Genomic DNA, 20,478 nt, shown 5'->3' with positions numbered 1-20,478 from the left:
TCTAATTAAAATAAACGGAAAGTTTAGAAAAACTATACTATTGCAATGCATCATTGCTGGCATCGTTTGGCTATGATTGGGTCAGCAGATTTCCGGGCGTTGCAGTATAATCGCTGCTTTCGGTATTTGGGAACAATTACTACATTGTATTTGCAATCCCAGTATACATGCGATAGACTTTCGACCCGTACATAGGTTTTTCCTCTACAGTTTTGCTTTTGGAGACTCTCCCGGAGGAAGAACCTATTTTTAATTTCACACCGGATCGGTAGAACTTTTCCGGGGCCTCCACCAGAAGTGGCGGGGTTAGACCGTAACAAATTAATTATGAGCGGATTCGTATGTATGCCTGATTCCACTCAGCCTGAGAATGAAAGAACGATGATGCAAGAGATATTTGACGTGATATTTGACCTGGCAATGCCCTTTCTCGATACCCGTGAAAACAAAACGCATACTCGAATTTCATGCAGGTTTGCCGAACGTTTGCTCAAAAAGGAGGGCGGTGATCCCCATGTGGTTTATCCGGCGCTCATTCTTCACGATGTGGGCTGGAAATGCATTCCTGAAGATTTGCAGCTTTCCGCCTTCGGCCCGGGTGATAAGGATATGAAACTCAATCGGATTCATGAGATCGAAGGGGCAAGGATCGCCCGTGATATTCTTGAACAGGTGAGATATCCGCAGCATTTGATCAAAGAAATTACTGACATCATCATCGGACACGACTCGAGAAAGATCGCTATTTCCATCAATGACGCCGTAGTCAAAGACGCTGATAAATTATGGCGGTATTCGGAGGATGGCGCACGAATCAATGCACTGCGTTTTGCACTGAGCTTCTCGCAGAACCTCGATAGATTACGGAAAAAACTTGATGAGTGGTTTATTACCCGGACCGGCTTAACCATTGCCAAAGAAGAATTGCGGCTGCGCGAAAGCTCTCTGGATAGACTCTCTGCGCCGAGCCATAGCCTTTAAGATAATGTTTTTGGCACGGCCAGAGGAGGACGTCGTCCTGTGATACGGCATTGAAGGCTTGCCCGTTGGAAATTGATGCCATCGCATTGAAACGGCGGCCGACTTGCCTTGATTCCAAACCGCCATCGTCCCCCGGCTCCGGCGGTATTACCGCATGCGGGAGGACGATGGAAGCGTTTTTCAGGAACTCTTGTACGTCGGAGCTATTGAAATGATATGAGTTCAGCCCCCGTGTCCACTGTTTCGCCGGCGGTCACCCGAACGGCATCGACGACGCCATCCACCGGGGAGGCCACCGCCGTTTCCATTTTCATGGACTCGATGGAGAGCAACGGCTGTCCTTTGAATACCCGATCACCGGGTTGGACATTGACCTCCACCACCAGCCCGGGCATGGGACAGCGCAGCAGATTGTCGAACGCTTTGGCGGTTGGCGCCGGCATGAACTGGGCGAGGCGCCACTCTTTGGGCGTATAGATTTCAAACCGGTTGACCATGCCGCAATAGGCCACCTCGATGAAGTTGCCGCTGTAGTAAAGACGGAAATAGTGGTTGGCGCCGTCGATGGTCAATTTCAGACGGCGGCGGTAGTACTCCATGGGCGGCGTTTCCGTTTCGTAGACGGTGTCGTCGATTCGGATGTGCCACTGGTTTTGGCCTTCCCTGGCTTCGATCTCAACCTTGAATACCGACTTGTCGCTTTTGGTCACGTAGGTGTACTGCCGTTTGGCCGTCGTACTGGCGCCCACCTGGGCCCGCAGGGGCAGCAAGCTGTCGTGGATCAGGTTCTCGCGCAGATGGTAGATCAAGGTAGCGGTGATGACCATGGGGTGAACGGCCTTTACGGGCGCAGGGATCTTCTCGGCCCCATCCGACAGGTGCTGGTCGATAAAACCGGTCGAAAGATCCCCGGCGATAAAGGCCGGGTGGCAGATCACCCGGTTGGCGAAATCCACATTGGTCTTGACGCCCTCGATGTGATAGCCGTTCAGGGCGTCGACCATCTTGAGTCGGGCCTCCTCGCGATCGGCCCCCCAGGTGATCACCTTGGCCAGCATGGAATCGTAGAAGACATGCACGGTGCTGCCGGCACGCACGCCGCTGTCGACCCGAATACGCTCCCCGGCCGGTTCGGCATAGCGCGTGACAAGCCCCACCGATGGGACGAAGTTGCGCTCCGTGTCTTCCGCGCAGACCCGTGCCTCGAAGGCCCAGCCGTTGCGCTGGACATCTTCCTGCGCCAGCGGCAAGGGATCGCCATCCGCAACGCGTAGCTGCAATTCCACCAGATCCAGCCCTGTGACCATCTCCGTTACCGGATGTTCCACCTGCAGCCGGGTGTTCATCTCCAGAAAATAGAACTGCCGGTCGTGGTCAAAGATGAATTCCACGGTACCGGCGTTGACATAGCCGGCCTCACGCGCCAGGCGGCAGGCCATTTCGCCCATTCGTGCCCGGGATTCGGCATCCAGGGCCACGGAAGGGGACTCCTCGATGATTTTCTGGTAACGGCGCTGGATCGAGCATTCGCGCTCGCCCAGGTAAATGGCGTTGCATGGGCATCGGCCATCACCTGGATTTCGATATGGCGCGGGGCCGTGATATAGCGTTCGATGAAGATGGTGTCATCGCCAAAGGCCTTGAGGGTTTCCTGCTGGCAGACCTTCAAGGCCGATGCCAGGTCCTCGGGGCGCTCCACCGTGCGCATGCCCTTGCCGCCTCCACCGGCCGCCGGTTTGAGCAGGATCGGATAGCCCACCTCGGCGGCCACGGCCTGCGCCTCCGCATAACTCGAAAGGGCCTTGACGTGGCCGGGTACGGTGGGAACGCCGGCCTGGATGGCCAGTTGCTTGGATGCGATCTTGTCGCCCAGGCGGGCGATCACCGGACCGGAGGGGCCGATGAAGGTGATGCCGGCGGCGGTCACTCTGTCGGCGAAAGCCGCGTTCTCGGAGAGAAAACCATAGCCCGGATGAATGGCCTGGCAGCCCGTATCTTGGGCGACCTTGAGAATTTTTTCTTTGTTGAGATACGATTCCGTCGGCCGGGCCCCGCCCAGCGGCACGGCCTCGTCGGCCTGGGCCACATGCAGGCTGCGGAAATCGGGATCCGAATAGACCGCCACGGTGCCGATGCCCAGGCGCTTGCAGGTTTGCATCACACGGACGGCGATTTCGCCACGATTGGCAATCAGGATTTTTTTAAACATGGGGAAACCTCACAAGGGAATGTTGCCGTGTTTACGTTCGGGCCGGTCGCCTTTTTTGCTCTCCAGGAATTGAAGCGTGCGGATGAGCCGGTGCCGGGTGTCGCTGGGAAAGATCACATCGTCGATATAGCCGCGTTTGGCCGCCAGGAACGGATTGACGTAATGTTTGCGGTAATGCTCCATTTTCTCGTTCAACAGGCTGTCCGGATCGGCAGCGGCGGCAATTTCCTTGCGGTAGACCACCTCCGACGCCCCCCGCGGTCCCAGAACGGCGATTTCCGCGGTGGGCCAGGCGTAGTTGATGTCACAGTGGATGTGCTTGGAGTTCATCACCAGGTAGGCGCCGCCATAGGCCTTGCGCACGATCACGGTGATGCGCGGTACGCTGGCCTCGGTAAAGGCGTAGAGCAGTTTGGCGCCATGACGGATAATGCCGCTATGTTCCTGATCCGGCCCGGGCATGAAGCCGGGCACGTCCACCAGGCAGATCAACGGGATGTTGAAGGCATCGCAAAAGCGCACGAAACGCGCGGCCTTGAAGGAGGCATGGTTGTCCAGCACCCCGGCCAGCACGGCCGGTTGATTGGCCACCAGGCCGATGGTCTGCCCCCCCAGGCGTCCGAACCCGCAGATGATGTTGCGGGCGAAATCGGGCTGCACCGGCAAAAACTCGGCGCCGTCGAGGATGCTGGTGATCAACACGTTCATGTCGTAGCCCTGGTTGGGGTTCGGCGGTACGAGGTAGTCCAGGGCGGGATCGGTGCGCTCGGGCGGATCGTTCAGGTCGAGAAAGGGGGCCTTCTGCCGGTTGTTGGACGGCAGGTAGTTGATCAGCTGGCGAACGCCGCGCAGGCAGAGAATGTCATTGGGGTAGACGAAATGGGCCACGCCGCTTTTTTCCGCGTGGACACTGGCCCCGCCCAGGTCTTCGGCGCTGATATCCGTATGGATGACGGTTTTAACCACGTTGGGGCCGGTGACGAACATATTGGAGGTGCCGTCCACCATGAAGACGAAATCGGTGATCGACGGGCTGTACACCGCGCCGCCGGCGCAGGGCCCCATGATGCAGGAGATCTGGGGGATAACGCCGCTGGCGTTGACGTTGCGGTGGAAAATTTCGCCATAGGCCGCCAGGCGTCCACCCCCTCCTGGATACGGGCGCCGCCTGAATCATTGAGCCCGATGATGGGCGAGCCGACCCGGCCGGCCAGGTCCATGACCTTGCAGATTTTCTGGGAGTGGCCTTCGCCCAGGGACCCGCCGATGACCGTGAAATCCTGGCTGAAGACGAAGACCTCGCGGCCGTTGATGCACCCGTGCCGGTGATCACGCCATCGCCGGGATAATTCCCCTGGGCTCCGGTGGTGTCGGCGCGTCCCACCTTGAGCATGTCCAGCTCCTCGAAAGAGCCTTCGTCGAGCAGCAGATCGATGCGTTCCCGGGCGGTCAGCTTTCCCCGGTGGTGTTGCGCGTCGTTGCGGGGCTCGCCGCCGCCCATGGCGGCCTGTTGGCGCATCTTGGCCAATTCCAGGATATTGCTATGCATGATCTCAACCATGAGGGGTCCTTTCTACTGGTTCGCCGACGGGTTTGCCGTGGATTTGGCCTCTCGAGCGCAGGCATTCCCGACGACGTACGCATAATGATCCAAATCGGTTATCTGGTATTAAAGAAGAACAATCAAGGCGATCCCACCGCCAATAACAACAAGGTTACTCACGGCTGACACGGCGTGTATTCTTTTGAACCGGACACGCAGCGGGTTGTCTTGCGGGGTCGTTTCAAACGAAGGAATTGTATTTTTCAGCGCTGCGACCTTGGGTTCGATCACAAATGCCTGGACCGACGTGATGGCCAGCATCATTGCAATGATAATTGCAGCTATCGTTTTGTGTTTGACCGTTGACGAGAACAAACTGGTGGCAAGGGCAATCGCGCCGCAAACCAACCCCCATTTGAAATAGCCGGGGAAGAGCACACCCACAATTCCGCCTGCCATATCCCGGTTGTATGCTTTGAAGATGGCGGGGGTCAGGACAAACGTGAACAGGGATGCGCCGCCCACCCAACAGGCGATGGCGAGGCGATAAAGAAATGCAGGCATCGGTCTCGACTCCTTTTAAGCGTCCGAGGCAGGGCATACGCAAACGTCATCCTCGCCCGGTTTGTCGCTGGTCACTTTGCGTCCCCACTCCACCGCATCACTGAAATCCATGAGAATGCTGATTTCATTACCGTTTCGGATGCTTGCTTTGGCATGTGGATAGCGTTTCTTGAAGACCTGCAGCATGGCGGTGTTTTCCCTGAGGACCATGGCCGAGAATCCGGTGAATTCGTTTTCCTTGGCAATCTGTTGCATGGACGCCAAGAGATGGGAGGCAATGCCCATGCTCTGGAAATCCTCACGCACCACGAAAGCCACTTCGGCCAGGCCATTGCTATCGTCGGCATAGGAGCCGATGGCGATGATTTCCTGATACCCGCCGATGCGCACCAATCCGATCATGGACATGTTTTTGCGATAGTCCACGCTGGACCATTGCTTTTGGACCACCTCGTGGGAGAAAACCTTCATTTTGTAAAAGAAACGGTAATAAATGGTCTTTTCCTGCAACGAATAATAAAAGTTGCGATAGGCGAACTCATCAGAGGGGAGCAGCGGCCGATATTCGACGGTTTTGCCATTTTTCAGGGTCATCTGATTTTTGTAGCGTTCGAGAAAAATCAGGTCATCCTGGGAGGGGGGCAACTGGTCGGCAAAGATGTAGTGACGGCTCTTGGCCACGTCGATGAGTTCTTCGCGAAATTGGGGATGGGCGATCTGAGCCAGTTCCATGACGCGCTGGTAGATACTTTTCCCGGAAAGCTCGGCAATCCCATATTCGGTTACCACAAAGTTGACGTCGCCACGGGTGGTGGCGACGCCGGCGCCTTGGCTCAAGTGCGGTACAATTCTGGAGACCTTGCCGTTTTGGGCCGTGGAGGGCAGGGCGATGACCGAGAAGCCGCCCTTGGACATGGCGCTGCCGCGCAAGAAATCGACCTGGTCGCCGATGCCACTGTAGAACAGATGGCCCATGGAGTCCGTACAGACCTGACCGGTCAGGTCCACCTCCAGCGCCGAGCTGATCGAGATAAGATTGTCGTTAAGGGCAATGACCGTGGGATCGTTGACATACTCCGATGAGGAGAAATAAAACATGGGGTTGTCATGGATGAAGCGGTAGAGCTTTTCCGATCCCATGCACATGGATGTCAGCACCTTGCCGGGATGCAGGGTCTTTTTGCGGTTGGTGATCACATTTTGTTCGAACAGCGGCAGGAATGCATCGGTGATCAACTGGGTGTGGATGCCCAGATCGCGTTTGCCGCTCAACTGCTGCAGGATGGTGTTGGGCAAATGGCCGAACCCGATCTGAAGCGTGGCCCCATCATCCACCAATTGGTTGACGTAGTAACCGATGCGCTCGGCCACCTGGGGATTTTTGAAATGGGGCCGCGTCTCGACGAGGGGTTCTTCGAATGGCACCAGGTAGTCGATCTCATTGATATGAACCATGCTGTCTCCCCAGGTTCGCGGCATGCGCGGGTTGACCTGGGCGATGACCAATTTGGCATTCTGCATGCCGGCCAGCGTGATATCCACCGATACGCCGAGGCTGCAGTAACCGAATTCATCGGGCGGACTGACCTGAATCAGGGCCACGTCCAAGGCGATGTGGCCCTTGGCAAAGTAACGCGGGATCTGGGAGAGGTAGGTGGGAATATAATCGATTTTTCCTTCGAAGGCCGCTTTTCTCATGTGGGCGCTGATGAAGAAAAGTTTGAGCGAGAAGCGTTTCATGAATTCGCGGTCGTCCACATAATCGGCGAAGGTCCATGATAGCATCTGGTAGAGCATGGTGTCCTGCATGCTCAGGTCTTCCACCATGGTGCGAATCAGATGCTGCGGCTCCCCACATCCGGAACCGATAAACACCCGGCTGCCGTTTTTGATTTTGGACAGGGCCGTATTGGTGTCGACCAGTTTTTCTGGGCAGGCTTTTTCCAACTCCATGGTTTTCCTCCATGAAAAATTGAGGGCACCGCAAGTGGCCGCCCGGAAAAATAGGTTTGTGAATCCCATCAAGATATGAGGCGTCGCCGTCCTGTGGGTGTCCGTCTGGCACGGCATGTGTTCTAAAGGGCGCAATGCGTCAGCATACCTTTTGTTTTAGAGCGCATCAAGTCCCGAACCCATCCCGATGGAAACAATTTCAAATTGAATTGATGAATGCCAATATTTGATTTAACCGACTTCTAATGCTTCCATTCACCGTAAGAGATTTGGTCCCCCTTTGCGGACTTGTCAGAGCAATTTACACGGCATTGTGATATGGGGGAAGGGCAACCGCCGGCTGGGATGTCCTGGCTTGTCGCCAGGATGTGAGACCGACTGTGAACCGTTAAGGGTGGCACGCGATGACCGTATTGACTGTTTATCTCGTCTTTTTGCTGGGAATTGGCATCATCGATTTTCGCAAGATCCAGGATTTCAACGATTATGTCCTGGCCGGCCGCCGCCAGAAACTGGCCATCGTCACCGTGTCGCTGATGGCGTCGATGATCGGCAGCGGATCCACCATCGGATTGGCCGACAAGGCCTTTTCCAAGGGGTTTCCCGCCATCTGGTTTCTCGCCGTGGGCGGCATCGGTCTGATCCTTCAGGCGTGGCTCCTTTCGGAAAAGGTCCGGGCGTCGAAGGCCGTCACCCTGCCGGATCTGGCCCAGAAAACCATGGGATCGCAAACCCGCTTTCTGGTCGCCTGATCATTGTGATTACCTGGGTCGGCATCATCGCGGCCCAGTTCATCGCCGCGGGAAAGATTCTCACCGCCCTGACCGGCGTCGATTCTCGGGCAATCCTGGCTTTCGCTGCGGTGATTATCGTGGTTTACTCTTTTCTCGGCGGGCAGGCATCGATCCTGAAAACCGATTTTCTCCAGTTTGCCATCCTTGCCGGAGCAGTACTTTTCACCGTCCTCTTCCTGTACACGGCCAAGCCGGTCGATGTCGGGACGCTCTCTTTCGAGCTGACCAACGATGCCTATACCGGCCGGGATCTCTTCTATTACCTGACCATCGTCATGGGGTCCTACTTCATCTGCCCGATGATGTTCAGCCGGCTGCTCACCGCTAAAAATCCGCAAACCGCCTATCGGTCCAGCCTGATTGCCGGATTCGGCGTGCTGGTCTTCTCTTTTCTCATTGTCCTGATCGGCATGTGGGCGCAAACCCGCGGTATTGATCCGGGAAAGAGCGGTGTCCTGGGCCATATTTTTCTCAACGAACTGCCCAAAGCAGGCGGCCTCGTATTGATTCTGGGCGTTCTTTCGGCCGTCATTTCAACGACCGACACCTGTCTGGTGATGACGGCTTCGATCATCGAACACGATCTTCTGAACCGCAAACCCATGGATGACAGCGGTGACATGATCCGTACCCGGTCTCTGGTGCTGCTTCTCGGCAGCCTGGGTTATCTCACCGCCCTGTGGGGTAACTGGGACATCATCGGTTTGTTGCTGGAAGCCTTTGAGTTCTACACGGCCGGTATCGTGCCGGCGCTCTTTGTGGCCCTCATCATGATTCATAAGAAGCGGCTGGCACCGAAGTGGTCCTTTGCGGCGGTGCTCACCGGCGGTTTTTTCGGCCTGTTGCCGAAGATCGCCCCAGTGGTGAACGGCCTGGGCCAACTCATTCCCGGATTCTGGGCGAAAAGCCTGCCGATGACCGGCATGGGCATCTCTTTGTTGCTGGCGGTCATCGCCGTCCGGCGGGGCCGGCCGGTGGCGCCATCGCCGGCATGATCGGATGTGTCAATTGCTGTCTATTGTACTGGTGGGTTACGCCTAAAGGGGAATTTTGGCTGGGCGACACCATTCAAATAATAACGCTTTTTGCTAAACAGGCGCTGAATTAAAATGCTCAATCACATGTATCGTGTTACCTTGCACCATGAAAAATACCCGTCGGATTGTCATTACCCTTTCTCTTTACCGATTTTCAATCAAACCCGGCAAATCCCGTTCGAATCGCCGGTGACTTTTTTCGTCGGCGAGAACGGCACCGGAAAGTCCACTTTTCTGGAAGCCATCGCCCTTGCGAGCGGCATCCATATTTGGCGTAAGTCCGATGGTGTTCGCTACCAGGTCAATCCGTACGAAAAACAGCTGTACCGATACCTCTCCATCGCGTGGTCAGACGGAAAGGTCCCCGGATCGTATTTTGGCTCGGAAATCTTCAACGACTTCAGGCGAATTGTCGATAACTGGGCAGCCTCAGACCCTGGGCAACTGGAATATTTTGGTGGAAAGTCGCTTGTCACCCAATCGCATGGCCAATCGATCATGTCTTATTTTCGCGCCTGCTATAAACGAAGGGGGATCTATTTTCTGGATGAACCCGAAACGGCCCTATCGCCCAAAAGTCAACTTGTGCTATTGGAGATTCTTCGTGAAAATGGGAAAGCAGGGCATGCGCAGTTTATCATCGCCACGCATTCCCCTATTTTGCTATCATACGATGATGCCGTGATATACAGTTTCGATCAAAACCCAATCAGCACGATTGCGTACCAGGAAACGGCGCATTATCAGATATACAGCAACTTTTTCCGTGATCGATAGTATTCAGCCAGAAATGGGCCCATAGGTATTTTAAATGATCATCTCGCAATCCGAACTTTTTCAGAAAATAAACGCCACCCTTGTCCACCAAAGAAGGAAGGAGCCCCTTGATGTTGAAACCATGGGCATTATCAAGACACTTGAAGCCATCCTGAACTTGCTGAGCATTACGGCGTTTCAATTGAATTTAGATGAATTCCCCAGTTCTGAAGAGAGCTGTCGGGAGCTGATTGATAAAGAAGAAAATGATCTGACCGAAGTCGATCTCGACGAGTTGAAATATCTGGCTGAAAGTGTGCGGTGTGCACTCGATGTGACTTCTCGATCAAACCTAGGTCGAACAAAATTAAATGACGATGGCTGATTTTGCAAATGATACCATAAAGCTACTGGAATCAACCGAACGGTCATTGTTGGTTGCCGAAAAACGAAAAAGATATGATATTGTAGTCGGTGTGCCGCATCATGCTCCAGCCGGAACTCCCACCTTACCATGTCCTGAACATCGTGATTCCGACGAAAATGCAGGATTTCTTGGTCGGTACCTTGCTGAAAGACTGGATTGTTTCAGCCTAATCGCATGCAATTCCACGATTGATGTCAACAAGCATCTGGATAGCGACTATTCGAAACAGATCTTTGAATGGCGTCCAAAAATTTTAATAGAGATACATGGGCACGGAAAATTCAGATCCAAATATGATGTCGAAATCTCCTGTGGTTCGGCAGATCAATCTGCCAATTCAGAAGAACTGGCCGCAATAATAAATCGTAAGATAAAAAATACCCCCATGCTGTCCGGCATCTCAATCTGCGGGCGGTTTTCTGACATCTATTTCAAAGCGACGAAGACCTTAACGATTACGAATCCAGGGTGGCTGGCATATCACATTGAATTGTCATCTCGACTAAGAAAACCGGGGAATGAGAAACCTGGCCCTCCTCCCGATCTGGGTTACCGCTTTTGTGATTGTTTGGCTGACGCTGTAGAGGAAAAGTATTGATATCGCCCGCATGCAAGCGGACGACATGGCGCACTATCATTATCTGTGTGGTGGTCAATGCATATCTTTCCCTTGACAGCGCGGCCCCGTCTTCATATTTATATATGACGATATAATGGTTTTCAGGTAAGGGTGTTCATGAAGGCCCTTTTCGGCCCGATTCGAGGGAATGACCGTGGTGAATTGCCGATTGCCAACGGCGCCAAGAATCCATACGTTGCCGGCTTGATTGGCAGTTTCCGCCGCTGGCTGGAGGATGAGGCGGAGGTGGCCGTGCTGAAGGCAAGGCTGCCGGCGATTAATCCAGAGACCATCTGCAAGAGCTAATTTTATTAACCTTGTTATATCGTTATATGACGAAATTAGAATGAAATGCCGGTTCGCGACATCACCACCAGAACACGGGTGACTCGGCGTCGTGGGCGCGGGGCATGTTGCTTGTGGGCGATATCTTCAATTTTGGGATGTATCAGGAGCCAAGCGATGAAATGCTATTTCTCCATTGTGGTTCTGGTGATCTTCTGGAATGTGAACGGCTGGTCCGCCACCGCCAGCATCGGTGAACTTCTGGATGCGGCCAAGCGGCAGCCGGGCTATGCGGTCAGTGAATTGTCCGTCCGGGAGAGCGACCTGCAAAAGGCGCGGGCCACAGGCGCACTGTTTCCGAAACTGGGGCTTTTCGGGCGTTTCGAAAGCTACAACTCCCCGACTAACCTGCGTCCCATGCCGCCCACCGAAATCAATGTACAGGCCGGAGATTCGATTCCCTTTTCCCGCGAGATCCTGCGTTACGGTCTTAGCTTCGACGCGCCCGTGTACGTCCGCGAACTCTACGTGCTGAGGCAAAAGGCGATGCTACTGCGGGAAAAGGCCGAAACCGACCGGCAATTGGACCTGATCGGCCGCCAGGCGTCGGTGGTTTCGCTCAACAGCGCGCTGTTCTATCTGCAAGCCCTTGAATCGGCGATCGATGGGCGTCGCGCATCACTTGGCAAAACCCTTGAGGATATGTCGCTCAAGGTGAGAACCGGAAGGTCTCCGGAATCCGAGCTCCTGAAGATTCAGAAAACGCTCAACGACTTGGACCAGCAGCGCAACGATTTGAACATGAAACGCCTGGACACCTTCGGGAGATCCATTCCTTGACCGGCATCGAACTCACCGCGGCGGCGGACATGACCCTTGTGCACCAGCCGGACGGGATCGCCTATTTGCCGGTAACCGCCGCGCAATACAACACCGATGCCGCCGAAAAGGAAGTCGAGCGGCGGCGTTCGGTCCGCTGGCCCACGCTGTCGGTTGCCGGTTTTGTTTCCGGCAATGACGGCGAGGCATACAACACCGACAGCCATATTTACAGGAGCTACAACGAAATCGCCCTGGTCCTGAAATTCCCTCTGTTCGACCGCACGTTGAGCACCGACGAGGCCATTGCCCGTGTTCAACTGGAAAAGGCGAAAAACCATCTGAAACAGACACGCCTGGATATGACGGCCCTGGCGAACGCGCTGGATCGCAAAATGCCGGTCGTCGAAAAGTCCATTACGCTGGCCGAGAAATCAATCGTCGACAGCCAAACCCTGTTGTCCGTGGCCCAAGTCGCTGTGCGCGCGGGACGCATGACCATGGAGGATTATCTGCGTTACGAAAGCGATGTGCTGGCTGCCCAGGCCACACTTTATCAGGCGCGTCAACAAAAGTGGCAAATCGTGGCTCGCCAGGCGGTAATTTATGGAACGGATTTGAAGGGAGTCGTGGAATGAAAAAGCGCTTTGTCCTTATTTTAGTCCTCCTACTGGTTGCCGCCGCTGCTTTGATGCTGCTCAAGAAAAGAAAAGCCGAGCTTGCCCAGGCCGCTCCGGCGCCGGTTTTGCCGGCGGTCGTGGCGTCCATGGATCTCAAGGCCCAACCGGTCACGCTGACACTTCCGGCCATGGGGGTGGTGGCCTCGGACATTTCAGCGGTATTGTCGACCCGGATTACCGGCCGGATCACCAAGGTTTTAAAGCGGGAGGGCGAAACCGTTCATGAGGGAGAACTGATTGCGCTGGTCGACAATGGCGAACTCGAGGCCAAACGCAGGAGCCTGCTGGCCAAACGGGACGGGATAGACGCGGAAATCGAAGCCCAGCGCCAGGCGCATCAGCGCACCCTCGAACTGTTCAAGGTCAAGGGGGCATCTCTGGAGCAAAAACAACAGGAAGAAGCCGCCATCGAACGCCTGGTGCGGGAACGGGAAAGCCTGATGCAAGGCGTGAAAGAAATCGAGGAATTGTCGAGCTATGCCCGCATCCTGGCCCCGGCTTCCGGCACCCTGAGTCAAGTCATGGTCAGTCCCGGCGACCTGGCCACGCCCGGCAAGCCGTTGTTCCGGATTTCCTCCAAAGCCGGTCTATATCTGAACCTTTCACTACCGAGTTCACTTCCCGCCGCAAACATCACGCTGCAAGGTCACCTCTTGCCCCTGACTTCCAAGGAGCAAACCGGAGATACCGGGTTGGTGCAGTATGTGGCGCCGCTGCCCCCGGATACCGGTCTGGTCGAGGGGGAATATGCCAATGTAAACGTGATCGTTTATCAGGGCGAAGGCGTGCTTTTACCGGTCGACGCCCTGCTGACCCTGGACGATTCCGCCTCGGTGTTCGTGCTGTCCGCCGACGGCAAGGCCGAACGGTTGAGGGTCACGATAACGGCCCGTGGTGTCGAGGGCGTGACGGTTGAACAAAATCTGTCCGGCCGGAGGGTCATCGTGGCCAAGCCGGATATTCTCCTGCGCGTGGCCGCCGGCGTTCCCGTGACCATAAGCAACGTATAGGAGGGCCGACGACGATGTTCGATTTCTTTCACAGGCGTCCTTACCTGCTCTACAGCCTGATCGCCGGATTCTTCGTGCTGGGGGTTTACGGCCTGATCGGGATGCCCAAAAATCTTTTTCCGGACAGCGACAGGCCTACCATCATCGTGATGAGCCAGGTGCCCGGCGCCACACCCAACGTGGTGGCTGCCACCGTTTCCAAGCCCATCGAGGAGGAGGTATCCACCCTGTCGCTGATCCGCCAGGTCAGCTCGGTCAATATCGCCGGCATGTCCATCGTCACGGCTGAGTTCGAGTATGCCAAGGGGCTGGAACCGGCCGCCGTGGATGTCAACAACGCCGTCAACAAGGTGCGCGGCAAACTGCCCAGGGACGTCCATCCATCCATTTACATGGCCGGCTCCCATGTACTGCCGGTGGACGTATTTGCTCTGTCGCCGGCCGGCGGCGGCCTGACCCTGGACGATGTCCGCAAGATCGCCGAAAGCGACATCAAACCCGCGCTGTTGCGCAACCCGCAAGTCGGTAACGTGGAGGTTTTCGGCGGGTACCAGAGCGCCATCAGCATCAATGTCGATCCGTTCAGGGCCAAGGCCGTGGGGTTGAGCCTGGATAGGATCGCGACGACGGTGCGTGCCCTGGACCTGGACGTTCCCGTCGGATTCAGCAAGAATGCCGATTCCTTCTTCACGATCACCGTCTACGGCGAAAGAGCCGGTGTGGACGAACTGAGGATGCTGCCGGTCGCTCCCAACGTTCGCCTGAGCGATATCGCCGACATTCGGTGGGAGCATCAGAAACGGTTTTCCGGCTACGAGGGCAACGGAAAAGCCGCCATTGCTTTGGCCATCCAGCGTGCACCGGGCGGGTCGGTCCTTTCCACGAGCAAGGCCGGTCGGGCGGTCATCGAAAAACTGAAACCGCGCTACCCCAACATCCGCTTCGCGCTGGCCGACACCCAGCGAAACCTGATCCAAACCGCGAACACCAACATGCTCGACGCCTTGCGGGACGCCATCATCTTCACCCTGCTGGTGATCCTCCTTTTTTTGGGCAACCTGCGGGCCGTGGCCGCGGCCTTGGCTTCCATTCCCATGGTGTTTTTCGCCACCCTGGCCATCATCTGGATGACCGGCGGCGAGCTGAATATCGTCATTTACACGGCCATCATCCTGGCGTTGGGAATGTTGGTGGATGACGCGGTCGTTGTCCTGGAAAACATCGAGCGCCATCTGGTGGAGTTGAAACAGGATCTGGATACGGCGATCATCGCCGGCACCAAGGAAGTGATCGCGCCTGTTTTCGCCGGCACCGTGGCCACCGTGGCCATCATGTTTCCCTTCCTGTTCGCCGGTGATTTTCCCCAGCAGATTTTCCGGCCGCTGATTTCCACCCTGATCATCGCCTTGGTGGTTTCCTATTTCCTGTCCATCACGTTCATTCCGGCCATCTCCTTTTTCCTTTACCGCAAGGGAGTCTCCAAGACGCGCTTCGAGCGGCTGCTTGAGCGGCTCTATGAGAAAAGCTTCGGACGCCTGGTCGGCCCCTACCTGGCGATCCTGCAGTTTTCCGCAAGAGGGCGTTCCGGCCTACGGCGACTCCTGATGACCGTCGCCGTGGTCGCACTTTTAGCCTTCAGCGTCAAAAGCATCATGCCGGTGATCGGCCGCGACCTGATGCCGCCCATGGATACCGGTATCATCAAGGCCCATGTCAAGTTCTCCGCCAACGCGTCGGTCGACACAGCGGAAAAACGTCTCAAGCCATTTTTAGAATGGCTCCACCAGCAACCGGAAGTGGTCATGAGTTCGGTGAGCTACGGTTCCGAGCCCGGCGTGCTTTCCCTGGGATCGGGGTCGCTGCCTGCCGAGGCCATGATGACCATCAACTGCGTCGACCGCTTCCACCGAAAAAAGAGCATTTGGTCGATCGAGGATGAGATCCGTTCGCGGCTGTCCGGTTTGCGAAACATCAAGGCGGCCGACGTGTATGACTTCGGCGCCACCCCCATGTCCAGCATCAAGGCACCCATCGATGTACGGCTGCTGGCCGAAGACTACCATGTCCTACCCGATGCCGCGCAAAAAGCTGCAGCCGCCCTTGGCTCGGTCAAGGGTTTGACATCGGTCAACACCAGTTGGGACAATGATTTTACCGAAGCTCGCCTGAACATCGATACCAACCGCGCCCTGGCCTATGGCATGACACCGGTGCAGATCGCTGCCCAGCTTCCCCTGGCCGGCCTGCCGGTGGCGGTCAGTGCGAATCTGGTTTCCATGCAGAACCAATTTGTCCGCCTGTATTACAACCGGCCCTTTGACGGCAATCCGGACCAGCTTCGCCTGATCCCCATCCAGACACCCAGGGGGCCGGTGCCGCTTTCGGCCTTGGCGCAGATCGATTATGGACTGACCGCCAACAAGATCGAACGCAACCAGATGCTCTACGCCCTGGATGTATCCGGGTACCGCAGCCGGCGTGCCATCTCGACCTTGACCGAAGACGCCCAGACAGAGTTGAACAAAGCCGGCGTCAAAGGCGTTGAAATCAGCCAGGAGGGCGACATCAAGCAGATGCAGGACTCTTTCCAGCGGATGATCAAGTCCATCGGCATCGGCGTCATTCTCTTGCTCATGGCCCTGGTGGCGATTTATCAGTCGGTGCGCCTGGCCGTCGTCATGATCCTTGTTCTGCCGCTGGCCATGATCGGGGCTTCTTGGGGCATGCTGATCTTCAACAAGCCGAGCTGCATGCCCAGCCTGGTGGGCATCCTGCTGCTTTTCGGCATCATCATCAAAAATTCGATTCTGCTGATCGATTTTTACCAAGAGTTTAGAAAGAAGGATGAAACGCCCTTTGAGGCGGCCCTGGAAAGTGTGCGGGTGCGTTTCCGGCCGGTGTTCATGACCGCTTTCGGCACCATTGCCGGCATGATCCCCATTGCTTTTGAGTGGGCCGTGGGGCTGGAACGGCTCTCTCCCCTGGCCGACGTGGCCGTGGGCGGGCTTTTGATCGGAACGGTTCTGACGTTAATTTATATTCCCATGTTTGCCTATAGTCTGGAAAGAAAACGATGAACCCAAATATCTGAAGAATAGGCTGAGGGATCATTCAAGGAAACGCATAAAATCCTCCCTGCCGCCGATTACAACTTCCTGACTCACCAACGTCCGGAATCCTACAGTTTGTAAAACAATCCGACATACACTTTCCCCGCCCATTTCATGGGCTTTTACATAACGCATTAAATTCGATGATGAATCCAAAGATTGGCAGTTGCCTTATCGGTTGGCTGAACTGGTATTCATTTTGCTGCATATTATTTAAAATCGGCAGTGATGATACCACGTCTCAAACCGCTGGATGCGGTCGTTGTTCCCCTATATGGCAAATTAACCTCCCCAACGGATTGGAGGGAAACATGGCATCCGAAAAACAAAAGCTGCTGGTGCCCGTTGACGGCTCCCAAGGGTCGCTGGATGTGGTTCGTTACGTGGCGGAGATGTGTTCGCCGATGGCATCCGAGGTGACACTGTTTCACGTGCTTTCGTCCATTGCCGAGAGTTATTGGGATGTTGAGGCCTCACCGGCCGAGGCCCTGGATGGCAAGCCGGTTTCGGTGATGATGGCCAGCCGCCGGGAGATGATGGACGCATTCATGGACGGTGCCCGTCAGATATTGCATGATGCCGGCTTTCCTGCTGCGTCCGTCCATGTGATCGTTCAGCCACGACAGCAAGGCGTTGCCCGTGACATTCTCAAGCAGGCCGGTAGTGGATACGCGGCCGTTGTTGCCGGCAAGACCGGGTACAACCCGATTACGCGGTTGGTCATCGGCAGTGTGGCCAGTAAACTGGTAACCGCTCTCACGGATAACACCTTGTGGCTGGTTGGCGGTCGATCGAATTCTCGAAAGGTGCTCGTTTGTATCGACGGTTCCCCGGCAACCACCGCCGTGATCAATCATGTGGGGCGAATGCTTGCAGAAAGTTCGGCGGAGATCACGCTATTTCATGCCATTCGCAATCCGCTGATCGATGGGGCCGACGCATCCGATCCGGCCATCGCCCAGGCGGCGGCGAGTCGGGAGATGGGGGTGCGCAAAGCCATGCTTCCGGTGTTCGAAAAATCCATCGATTCCCTGAAAACGAGCGGTATCCATGATGACCAAGTGACGGTCAAAGTGGTCTCCGGGGTTGCCACCCGTGGCGGCACCCTTTTTGCTCAGGCACTGCAGGGGGGGTATGGTACCATCGTCGTCGGTCGTCGGGGAATTTCACGCGTGAAGGCCTTTCCCATTGGGCGGGTACCGATGAAACTGGTTCAGCTCATCAATGATCAAACGATATGGGTGGTGAGCGGCTGATCAACAGCCTATTGTGCCACAGCCGCGGCAGCACTGGAAAACCACTAATGAGAGGATGTGTGCCATGTTTGAAGCCATTATCAAGAATTTGGCGTGCTGTGATCTTTGTGGTGGTAAACCCAGCGACGGTCAGCTTTACATCAGTGAAAAACACCTTTGCGTTTGTGCCGACTGCAAGGAAAAGCTCGAAGAGATGCCTGCCAAAGCCCGCGATATCTTGGAAAACTACCTGATTGGCAATGTTCTCTGACGCTGTGATACCCAAAAAAGGCTCAACCTATCTGGAAAATACGCTGAGTGATGGAAGCGCGTTGCGGTAAAAGCGTCAATGGCAGCCCCTATCGTATGCTCATCCCATAAAACGCATAAAAGCATGCCCGTCCCCAACCCCGTCCCTACGGCGTGCAGATGTTCGGATCACCGGAGGCGCGTTGATGCTGATGAATTAGGTCACATGTCGCAAAGCGATCTTCTCGAACATCAACGCAATGCCTTCATTCATCGTATAGTTGGATTCAATGTCAAGATTGTCGTCGGATGAGGAATCAAAATAAATGTGAAGGCTGGATTCAAGGCCCTCTTCAGGCCGCCAGTAACAGACCATGATGGGAAAAAGCGGCAAGGGATGCAGAACAATTGAAATGTCGGACCCGAAATCGCTGTCAATCTTTTTTCCATCGAAGATCTCCAGCATATCTTTGAACAGGTCCGTATAGGTATCGGCTAACCGTTTCAGCGGCTCTTCACACCGTTTTTGAAAATGGGCAAACCGGGGAGGCCCGCCGCTCAGTTCCCGGAATGTGATCCAATTTCCCTGGGGTGCCTTTCCCGAACCGTTTAAAATATAATTCAATGCGGGCACCACCATATAGGCATTGATATGTGCTTCAGATGAGAGATTGCCCTTGGCATCCACGCTGAACGACTTCCCAAAAATCTTTATTCTCAATGTGTCCTCTGAGAATTCTGCGCCCAGCCGTTTTGCTGCCATGGAAAGATCGATCGAGGATATTCTTTGCTTTAGTTTTTCAATGGCCTCCGCCTTATATTCGTCGACGGTGTTTGGTTTCTCGACGTTGCCGCCATACCGATCAATCACGTCTTGTTCCAGATGGGGACAGTCACCTATCGGTTTTCTTCCTTTGAATACGGCCACCGCAAATGCCAGACAGGTTTGTTCATTACACGCCCTGCAGTTGGAGCCGTTCAACAACTTGTAGATTTCCATGGGGTTATTGATATGTGCCATTGAGCTCATCCCTTTTTCATCAATTCGGCAAACGATACGGCAAGCTATCCGTCCCGCAATCTGTACGAATCCGTCGGACCCACGACTTTTTACGAGTGCATCATTTATTTGTAACCGACTTTTTTAATTTCAACTAATTTGTTGCCTTCAAATATCAAACTGAAGAAATATTTTTCGCCATAAAAAGAGGTTGAATAAATCCATTCTTCGATTTTCATTACCCGTATACGTTCCTCATTCTGTATTTTGTCAATATAGCCTAAAATTTCTGTACTTTTTGGTTCTCCACAGGACAAACGAACTTGATATTTTAAATCACCCAATGACACGGAACTTCCATTTTCACAGTTCATCAGAGATTCTGCGTTAAGCAAGGTTGTGGTGAATAACAATGATATAAAAAGAAAAAGTATAGCTAAAATTTTCATTCCACTATCCTTTTTTTCAGTTAGGCTATTTAAAATGCAAATAATCTTTGCAGTATTGAAATAACATCTAATTGAGTTCTCGAATCAATAGTGCCAAGCTTTTTAATAAGCCGTATTTTATCTATTGTTCGTAGCTGATCCAATACGATTTGCCCTTGTTTTTTTCGAAAATTACAAGATACACGGGTAGGGTAATCTTTTTGAGCCGAGGTCATCGGAGCTATAATCACGGTTCGAATATTTCGATTCATTTCGTCAGGCGAGATAACTAAACACGGCCTAGTTTTCTGAATTTCCGATCCAATCGTGGGGTCAAGGTTTATTAAGTAAACATCAAAGCGTTTGACTACCATTGCCATTCGTCGTCATCCCATGCAGTTGAAATGCTATCGTCAATAACAGGTTCGTCGTCGCCTTGCTCACCCATAATTTTGAAAGCAGCATCCCAGCCTTCTCGAGCATTTTTGACTGGCCGGATGATGATTTGATTTTTTTCAACCTCTATTTCAACATCATCCACAATCCCTGTTTGTTCAAGAATAGGCTTTGGGATACGTAACCCTTGCGAATTGCCAATTTTTATTACACGTGCCCTCATAAACGCGCTCCCATCGATGATAGTAGTTACATTGTAATTACATTGGCTTTTGACGTCAAGGGATATTTAACCCAACGTTCATCTTGAGGGGCCGCCCGGCGGCGAAGCCGACGGGAAACCGAGACGCGCAGCTTCTCGGTTTCCCTCGAAGCGATGGTTG

General features: G+C 54.4%; 20 protein-coding genes and 2 pseudogenes. 13 read left to right on the top strand and 9 right to left on the bottom strand.

Translation table 11 applies throughout. From position 1 onward, the window contains the following. The first annotated feature begins 345 nt into the window (after positions 1-345). Positions 346-981 (top strand): HD domain-containing protein, encoded by a 636-nt coding sequence (locus tag JCM12296_RS21670; protein ID WP_172684023.1) that lies wholly within the window; start codon positions 346-348, stop codon positions 979-981. 203 nt (positions 982-1,184) lie between these two features. On the opposite strand, the gene JCM12296_RS45300 is transcribed toward JCM12296_RS21670, so the two are convergent. The 5 genes and pseudogenes from JCM12296_RS45300 to JCM12296_RS21650 form a co-directional block, all read right to left on the bottom strand. Continuing rightward, positions 1,185-1,376 (bottom strand): biotin/lipoyl-containing protein, encoded by a 192-nt coding sequence (locus tag JCM12296_RS45300; protein ID WP_246804706.1) that lies wholly within the window; start codon positions 1,374-1,376, stop codon positions 1,185-1,187. A gap of 546 nt (positions 1,377-1,922) precedes the next feature. After that, a pseudogene (locus tag JCM12296_RS45295) lies at positions 1,923-3,139 on the bottom strand (acetyl-CoA carboxylase biotin carboxylase subunit); the annotation flags it as partial. Between the two features lie 60 nt (positions 3,140-3,199). Next, positions 3,200-4,691 (bottom strand): annotated as a pseudogene (locus JCM12296_RS21660) (acyl-CoA carboxylase subunit beta). Between the two features lie 168 nt (positions 4,692-4,859). Next, on the bottom strand, positions 4,860-5,297 hold the full coding sequence (locus JCM12296_RS21655; RefSeq protein WP_054697916.1) for a DUF4149 domain-containing protein: 438 nt from the start codon (positions 5,295-5,297) through the stop codon (positions 4,860-4,862). Between the two features lie 15 nt (positions 5,298-5,312). Next, on the bottom strand, positions 5,313-7,250 hold the full coding sequence (locus JCM12296_RS21650; protein WP_054697914.1) for a bifunctional acetyl-CoA hydrolase/transferase family protein/GNAT family N-acetyltransferase: 1,938 nt from the start codon (positions 7,248-7,250) through the stop codon (positions 5,313-5,315). Between the two features lie 404 nt (positions 7,251-7,654). Here JCM12296_RS21650 and JCM12296_RS21645 point away from each other — a divergent pair, with 404 nt between their 5' ends. From JCM12296_RS21645 to JCM12296_RS21595, 12 genes are all read left to right on the top strand, one after another. Beyond that, positions 7,655-8,002, top strand: coding sequence for a sodium:solute symporter family transporter (locus JCM12296_RS21645; protein WP_054697911.1), 348 nt, complete (start codon positions 7,655-7,657; stop codon positions 8,000-8,002). A gap of 5 nt (positions 8,003-8,007) precedes the next feature. Further along, positions 8,008-9,039: an SLC5/6 family protein gene (locus JCM12296_RS21640; RefSeq protein ID WP_054697908.1), complete on the top strand. Its 1,032-nt coding sequence runs from the start codon at positions 8,008-8,010 to the stop codon at positions 9,037-9,039. Between the two features lie 114 nt (positions 9,040-9,153). Then, positions 9,154-9,858 (top strand): AAA family ATPase, encoded by a 705-nt coding sequence (locus JCM12296_RS21635; RefSeq protein WP_054697906.1) that lies wholly within the window; start codon positions 9,154-9,156, stop codon positions 9,856-9,858. Between the two features lie 34 nt (positions 9,859-9,892). Continuing rightward, positions 9,893-10,222 carry a hypothetical protein gene (locus JCM12296_RS21630; RefSeq protein WP_054697901.1) on the top strand — a complete coding sequence of 110 codons (330 nt, stop codon included), beginning with the start codon at positions 9,893-9,895 and terminating at the stop codon, positions 10,220-10,222. Continuing rightward, positions 10,209-10,862 carry a hypothetical protein gene (locus JCM12296_RS38695; RefSeq protein ID WP_157067803.1) on the top strand — a complete coding sequence of 218 codons (654 nt, stop codon included), beginning with the start codon at positions 10,209-10,211 and terminating at the stop codon, positions 10,860-10,862. The genes JCM12296_RS21630 and JCM12296_RS38695 overlap by 14 nt, the downstream gene beginning before the upstream one ends. 138 nt (positions 10,863-11,000) lie before the next feature. Continuing rightward, on the top strand, positions 11,001-11,189 hold the full coding sequence (locus JCM12296_RS21625; protein WP_054697898.1) for a hypothetical protein: 189 nt from the start codon (positions 11,001-11,003) through the stop codon (positions 11,187-11,189). Between the two features lie 156 nt (positions 11,190-11,345). Further along, positions 11,346-12,008 (top strand): TolC family protein, encoded by a 663-nt coding sequence (locus tag JCM12296_RS21620; protein ID WP_054697895.1) that lies wholly within the window; start codon positions 11,346-11,348, stop codon positions 12,006-12,008. Continuing rightward, the gene (locus tag JCM12296_RS21615) at positions 12,005-12,625 is read left to right on the top strand and encodes a TolC family protein (RefSeq protein ID WP_054697893.1); all 621 of its coding nucleotides are present in this window, start codon (positions 12,005-12,007) and stop codon (positions 12,623-12,625) included. The genes JCM12296_RS21620 and JCM12296_RS21615 overlap by 4 nt, the downstream gene beginning before the upstream one ends. After that, a complete protein-coding gene (locus tag JCM12296_RS21610) occupies positions 12,622-13,677 on the top strand; it encodes an efflux RND transporter periplasmic adaptor subunit (protein ID WP_054697890.1) in 1,056 nt (351 codons plus the stop codon). The genes JCM12296_RS21615 and JCM12296_RS21610 overlap by 4 nt, the downstream gene beginning before the upstream one ends. 14 nt (positions 13,678-13,691) lie before the next feature. Continuing rightward, the gene (locus tag JCM12296_RS21605) at positions 13,692-16,754 is read left to right on the top strand and encodes an efflux RND transporter permease subunit (protein WP_054697887.1); all 3,063 of its coding nucleotides are present in this window, start codon (positions 13,692-13,694) and stop codon (positions 16,752-16,754) included. A 344-nt stretch (positions 16,755-17,098) separates the two neighbouring features. Continuing rightward, on the top strand, positions 17,099-18,043 hold the full coding sequence (locus tag JCM12296_RS21600; RefSeq protein WP_054697883.1) for a universal stress protein: 945 nt from the start codon (positions 17,099-17,101) through the stop codon (positions 18,041-18,043). Positions 18,044-18,107: 64 nt separating this feature from the next. After that, positions 18,108-18,293: a hypothetical protein gene (locus tag JCM12296_RS21595; protein WP_157067801.1), complete on the top strand. Its 186-nt coding sequence runs from the start codon at positions 18,108-18,110 to the stop codon at positions 18,291-18,293. Between the two features lie 195 nt (positions 18,294-18,488). Here JCM12296_RS21595 and JCM12296_RS21590 read toward each other — a convergent pair whose 3' ends face one another. From JCM12296_RS21590 to JCM12296_RS21585, 4 genes are all read right to left on the bottom strand, one after another. Further along, complete coding sequence (locus tag JCM12296_RS21590) at positions 18,489-19,292, bottom strand: DUF3786 domain-containing protein (protein WP_054697877.1); 804 nt, start codon at positions 19,290-19,292, stop codon at positions 18,489-18,491. A gap of 104 nt (positions 19,293-19,396) precedes the next feature. Then, a complete protein-coding gene (locus tag JCM12296_RS36820; protein WP_083456385.1) occupies positions 19,397-19,720 on the bottom strand; it encodes a DUF2845 domain-containing protein in 324 nt (107 codons plus the stop codon). 29 nt (positions 19,721-19,749) lie between these two features. Further along, complete coding sequence (locus JCM12296_RS36815) at positions 19,750-20,079, bottom strand: type II toxin-antitoxin system PemK/MazF family toxin (protein ID WP_083456384.1); 330 nt, start codon at positions 20,077-20,079, stop codon at positions 19,750-19,752. Continuing rightward, on the bottom strand, positions 20,067-20,318 hold the full coding sequence (locus JCM12296_RS21585) for an AbrB/MazE/SpoVT family DNA-binding domain-containing protein (protein WP_054697873.1): 252 nt from the start codon (positions 20,316-20,318) through the stop codon (positions 20,067-20,069). The genes JCM12296_RS36815 and JCM12296_RS21585 overlap by 13 nt, the downstream gene beginning before the upstream one ends. Between the last annotated feature and the right edge of the window lie 160 nt (positions 20,319-20,478).

The organism is Desulfosarcina cetonica JCM 12296 (assembly GCF_001311845.1).
Classification (GTDB): Bacteria; Desulfobacterota; Desulfobacteria; order Desulfobacterales; family Desulfosarcinaceae; genus Desulfosarcina; species Desulfosarcina cetonica.
This window is presented reverse-complemented; position numbering and strand designations above follow the sequence as displayed.

Bases quoted from the DNA above. Each gene is read 5' to 3' on its own strand.
- JCM12296_RS21670 (WP_172684023.1), top strand. From the start codon at position 346: ATGCCTGATTCCACTCAGCCTGAGAATGAAAGAACGATGATGCAAGAG.
- JCM12296_RS45300 (WP_246804706.1), bottom strand. From the start codon at position 1,376: ATGCCCGGGCTGGTGGTGGAGGTCAATGTCCAACCCGGTGATCGGGTA.
- JCM12296_RS21655 (WP_054697916.1), bottom strand. From the start codon at position 5,297: ATGCCTGCATTTCTTTATCGCCTCGCCATCGCCTGTTGGGTGGGCGGC.
- JCM12296_RS21650 (WP_054697914.1), bottom strand. From the start codon at position 7,250: ATGGAGTTGGAAAAAGCCTGCCCAGAAAAACTGGTCGACACCAATACG.
- JCM12296_RS21645 (WP_054697911.1), top strand. From the start codon at position 7,655: ATGACCGTATTGACTGTTTATCTCGTCTTTTTGCTGGGAATTGGCATC.
- JCM12296_RS21635 (WP_054697906.1), top strand. From the start codon at position 9,154: ATGCTCAATCACATGTATCGTGTTACCTTGCACCATGAAAAATACCCG.
- JCM12296_RS21630 (WP_054697901.1), top strand. From the start codon at position 9,893: ATGATCATCTCGCAATCCGAACTTTTTCAGAAAATAAACGCCACCCTT.
- JCM12296_RS38695 (WP_157067803.1), top strand. From the start codon at position 10,209: ATGACGATGGCTGATTTTGCAAATGATACCATAAAGCTACTGGAATCA.
- JCM12296_RS21625 (WP_054697898.1), top strand. From the start codon at position 11,001: ATGAAGGCCCTTTTCGGCCCGATTCGAGGGAATGACCGTGGTGAATTG.
- JCM12296_RS21620 (WP_054697895.1), top strand. From the start codon at position 11,346: ATGAAATGCTATTTCTCCATTGTGGTTCTGGTGATCTTCTGGAATGTG.
- JCM12296_RS21610 (WP_054697890.1), top strand. From the start codon at position 12,622: ATGAAAAAGCGCTTTGTCCTTATTTTAGTCCTCCTACTGGTTGCCGCC.
- JCM12296_RS21605 (WP_054697887.1), top strand. From the start codon at position 13,692: ATGTTCGATTTCTTTCACAGGCGTCCTTACCTGCTCTACAGCCTGATC.
- JCM12296_RS21600 (WP_054697883.1), top strand. From the start codon at position 17,099: ATGGCATCCGAAAAACAAAAGCTGCTGGTGCCCGTTGACGGCTCCCAA.
- JCM12296_RS21595 (WP_157067801.1), top strand. From the start codon at position 18,108: ATGTTTGAAGCCATTATCAAGAATTTGGCGTGCTGTGATCTTTGTGGT.
- JCM12296_RS21590 (WP_054697877.1), bottom strand. From the start codon at position 19,292: ATGGCACATATCAATAACCCCATGGAAATCTACAAGTTGTTGAACGGC.
- JCM12296_RS36820 (WP_083456385.1), bottom strand. From the start codon at position 19,720: ATGAAAATTTTAGCTATACTTTTTCTTTTTATATCATTGTTATTCACC.
- JCM12296_RS36815 (WP_083456384.1), bottom strand. From the start codon at position 20,079: ATGGCAATGGTAGTCAAACGCTTTGATGTTTACTTAATAAACCTTGAC.
- JCM12296_RS21585 (WP_054697873.1), bottom strand. From the start codon at position 20,318: ATGAGGGCACGTGTAATAAAAATTGGCAATTCGCAAGGGTTACGTATC.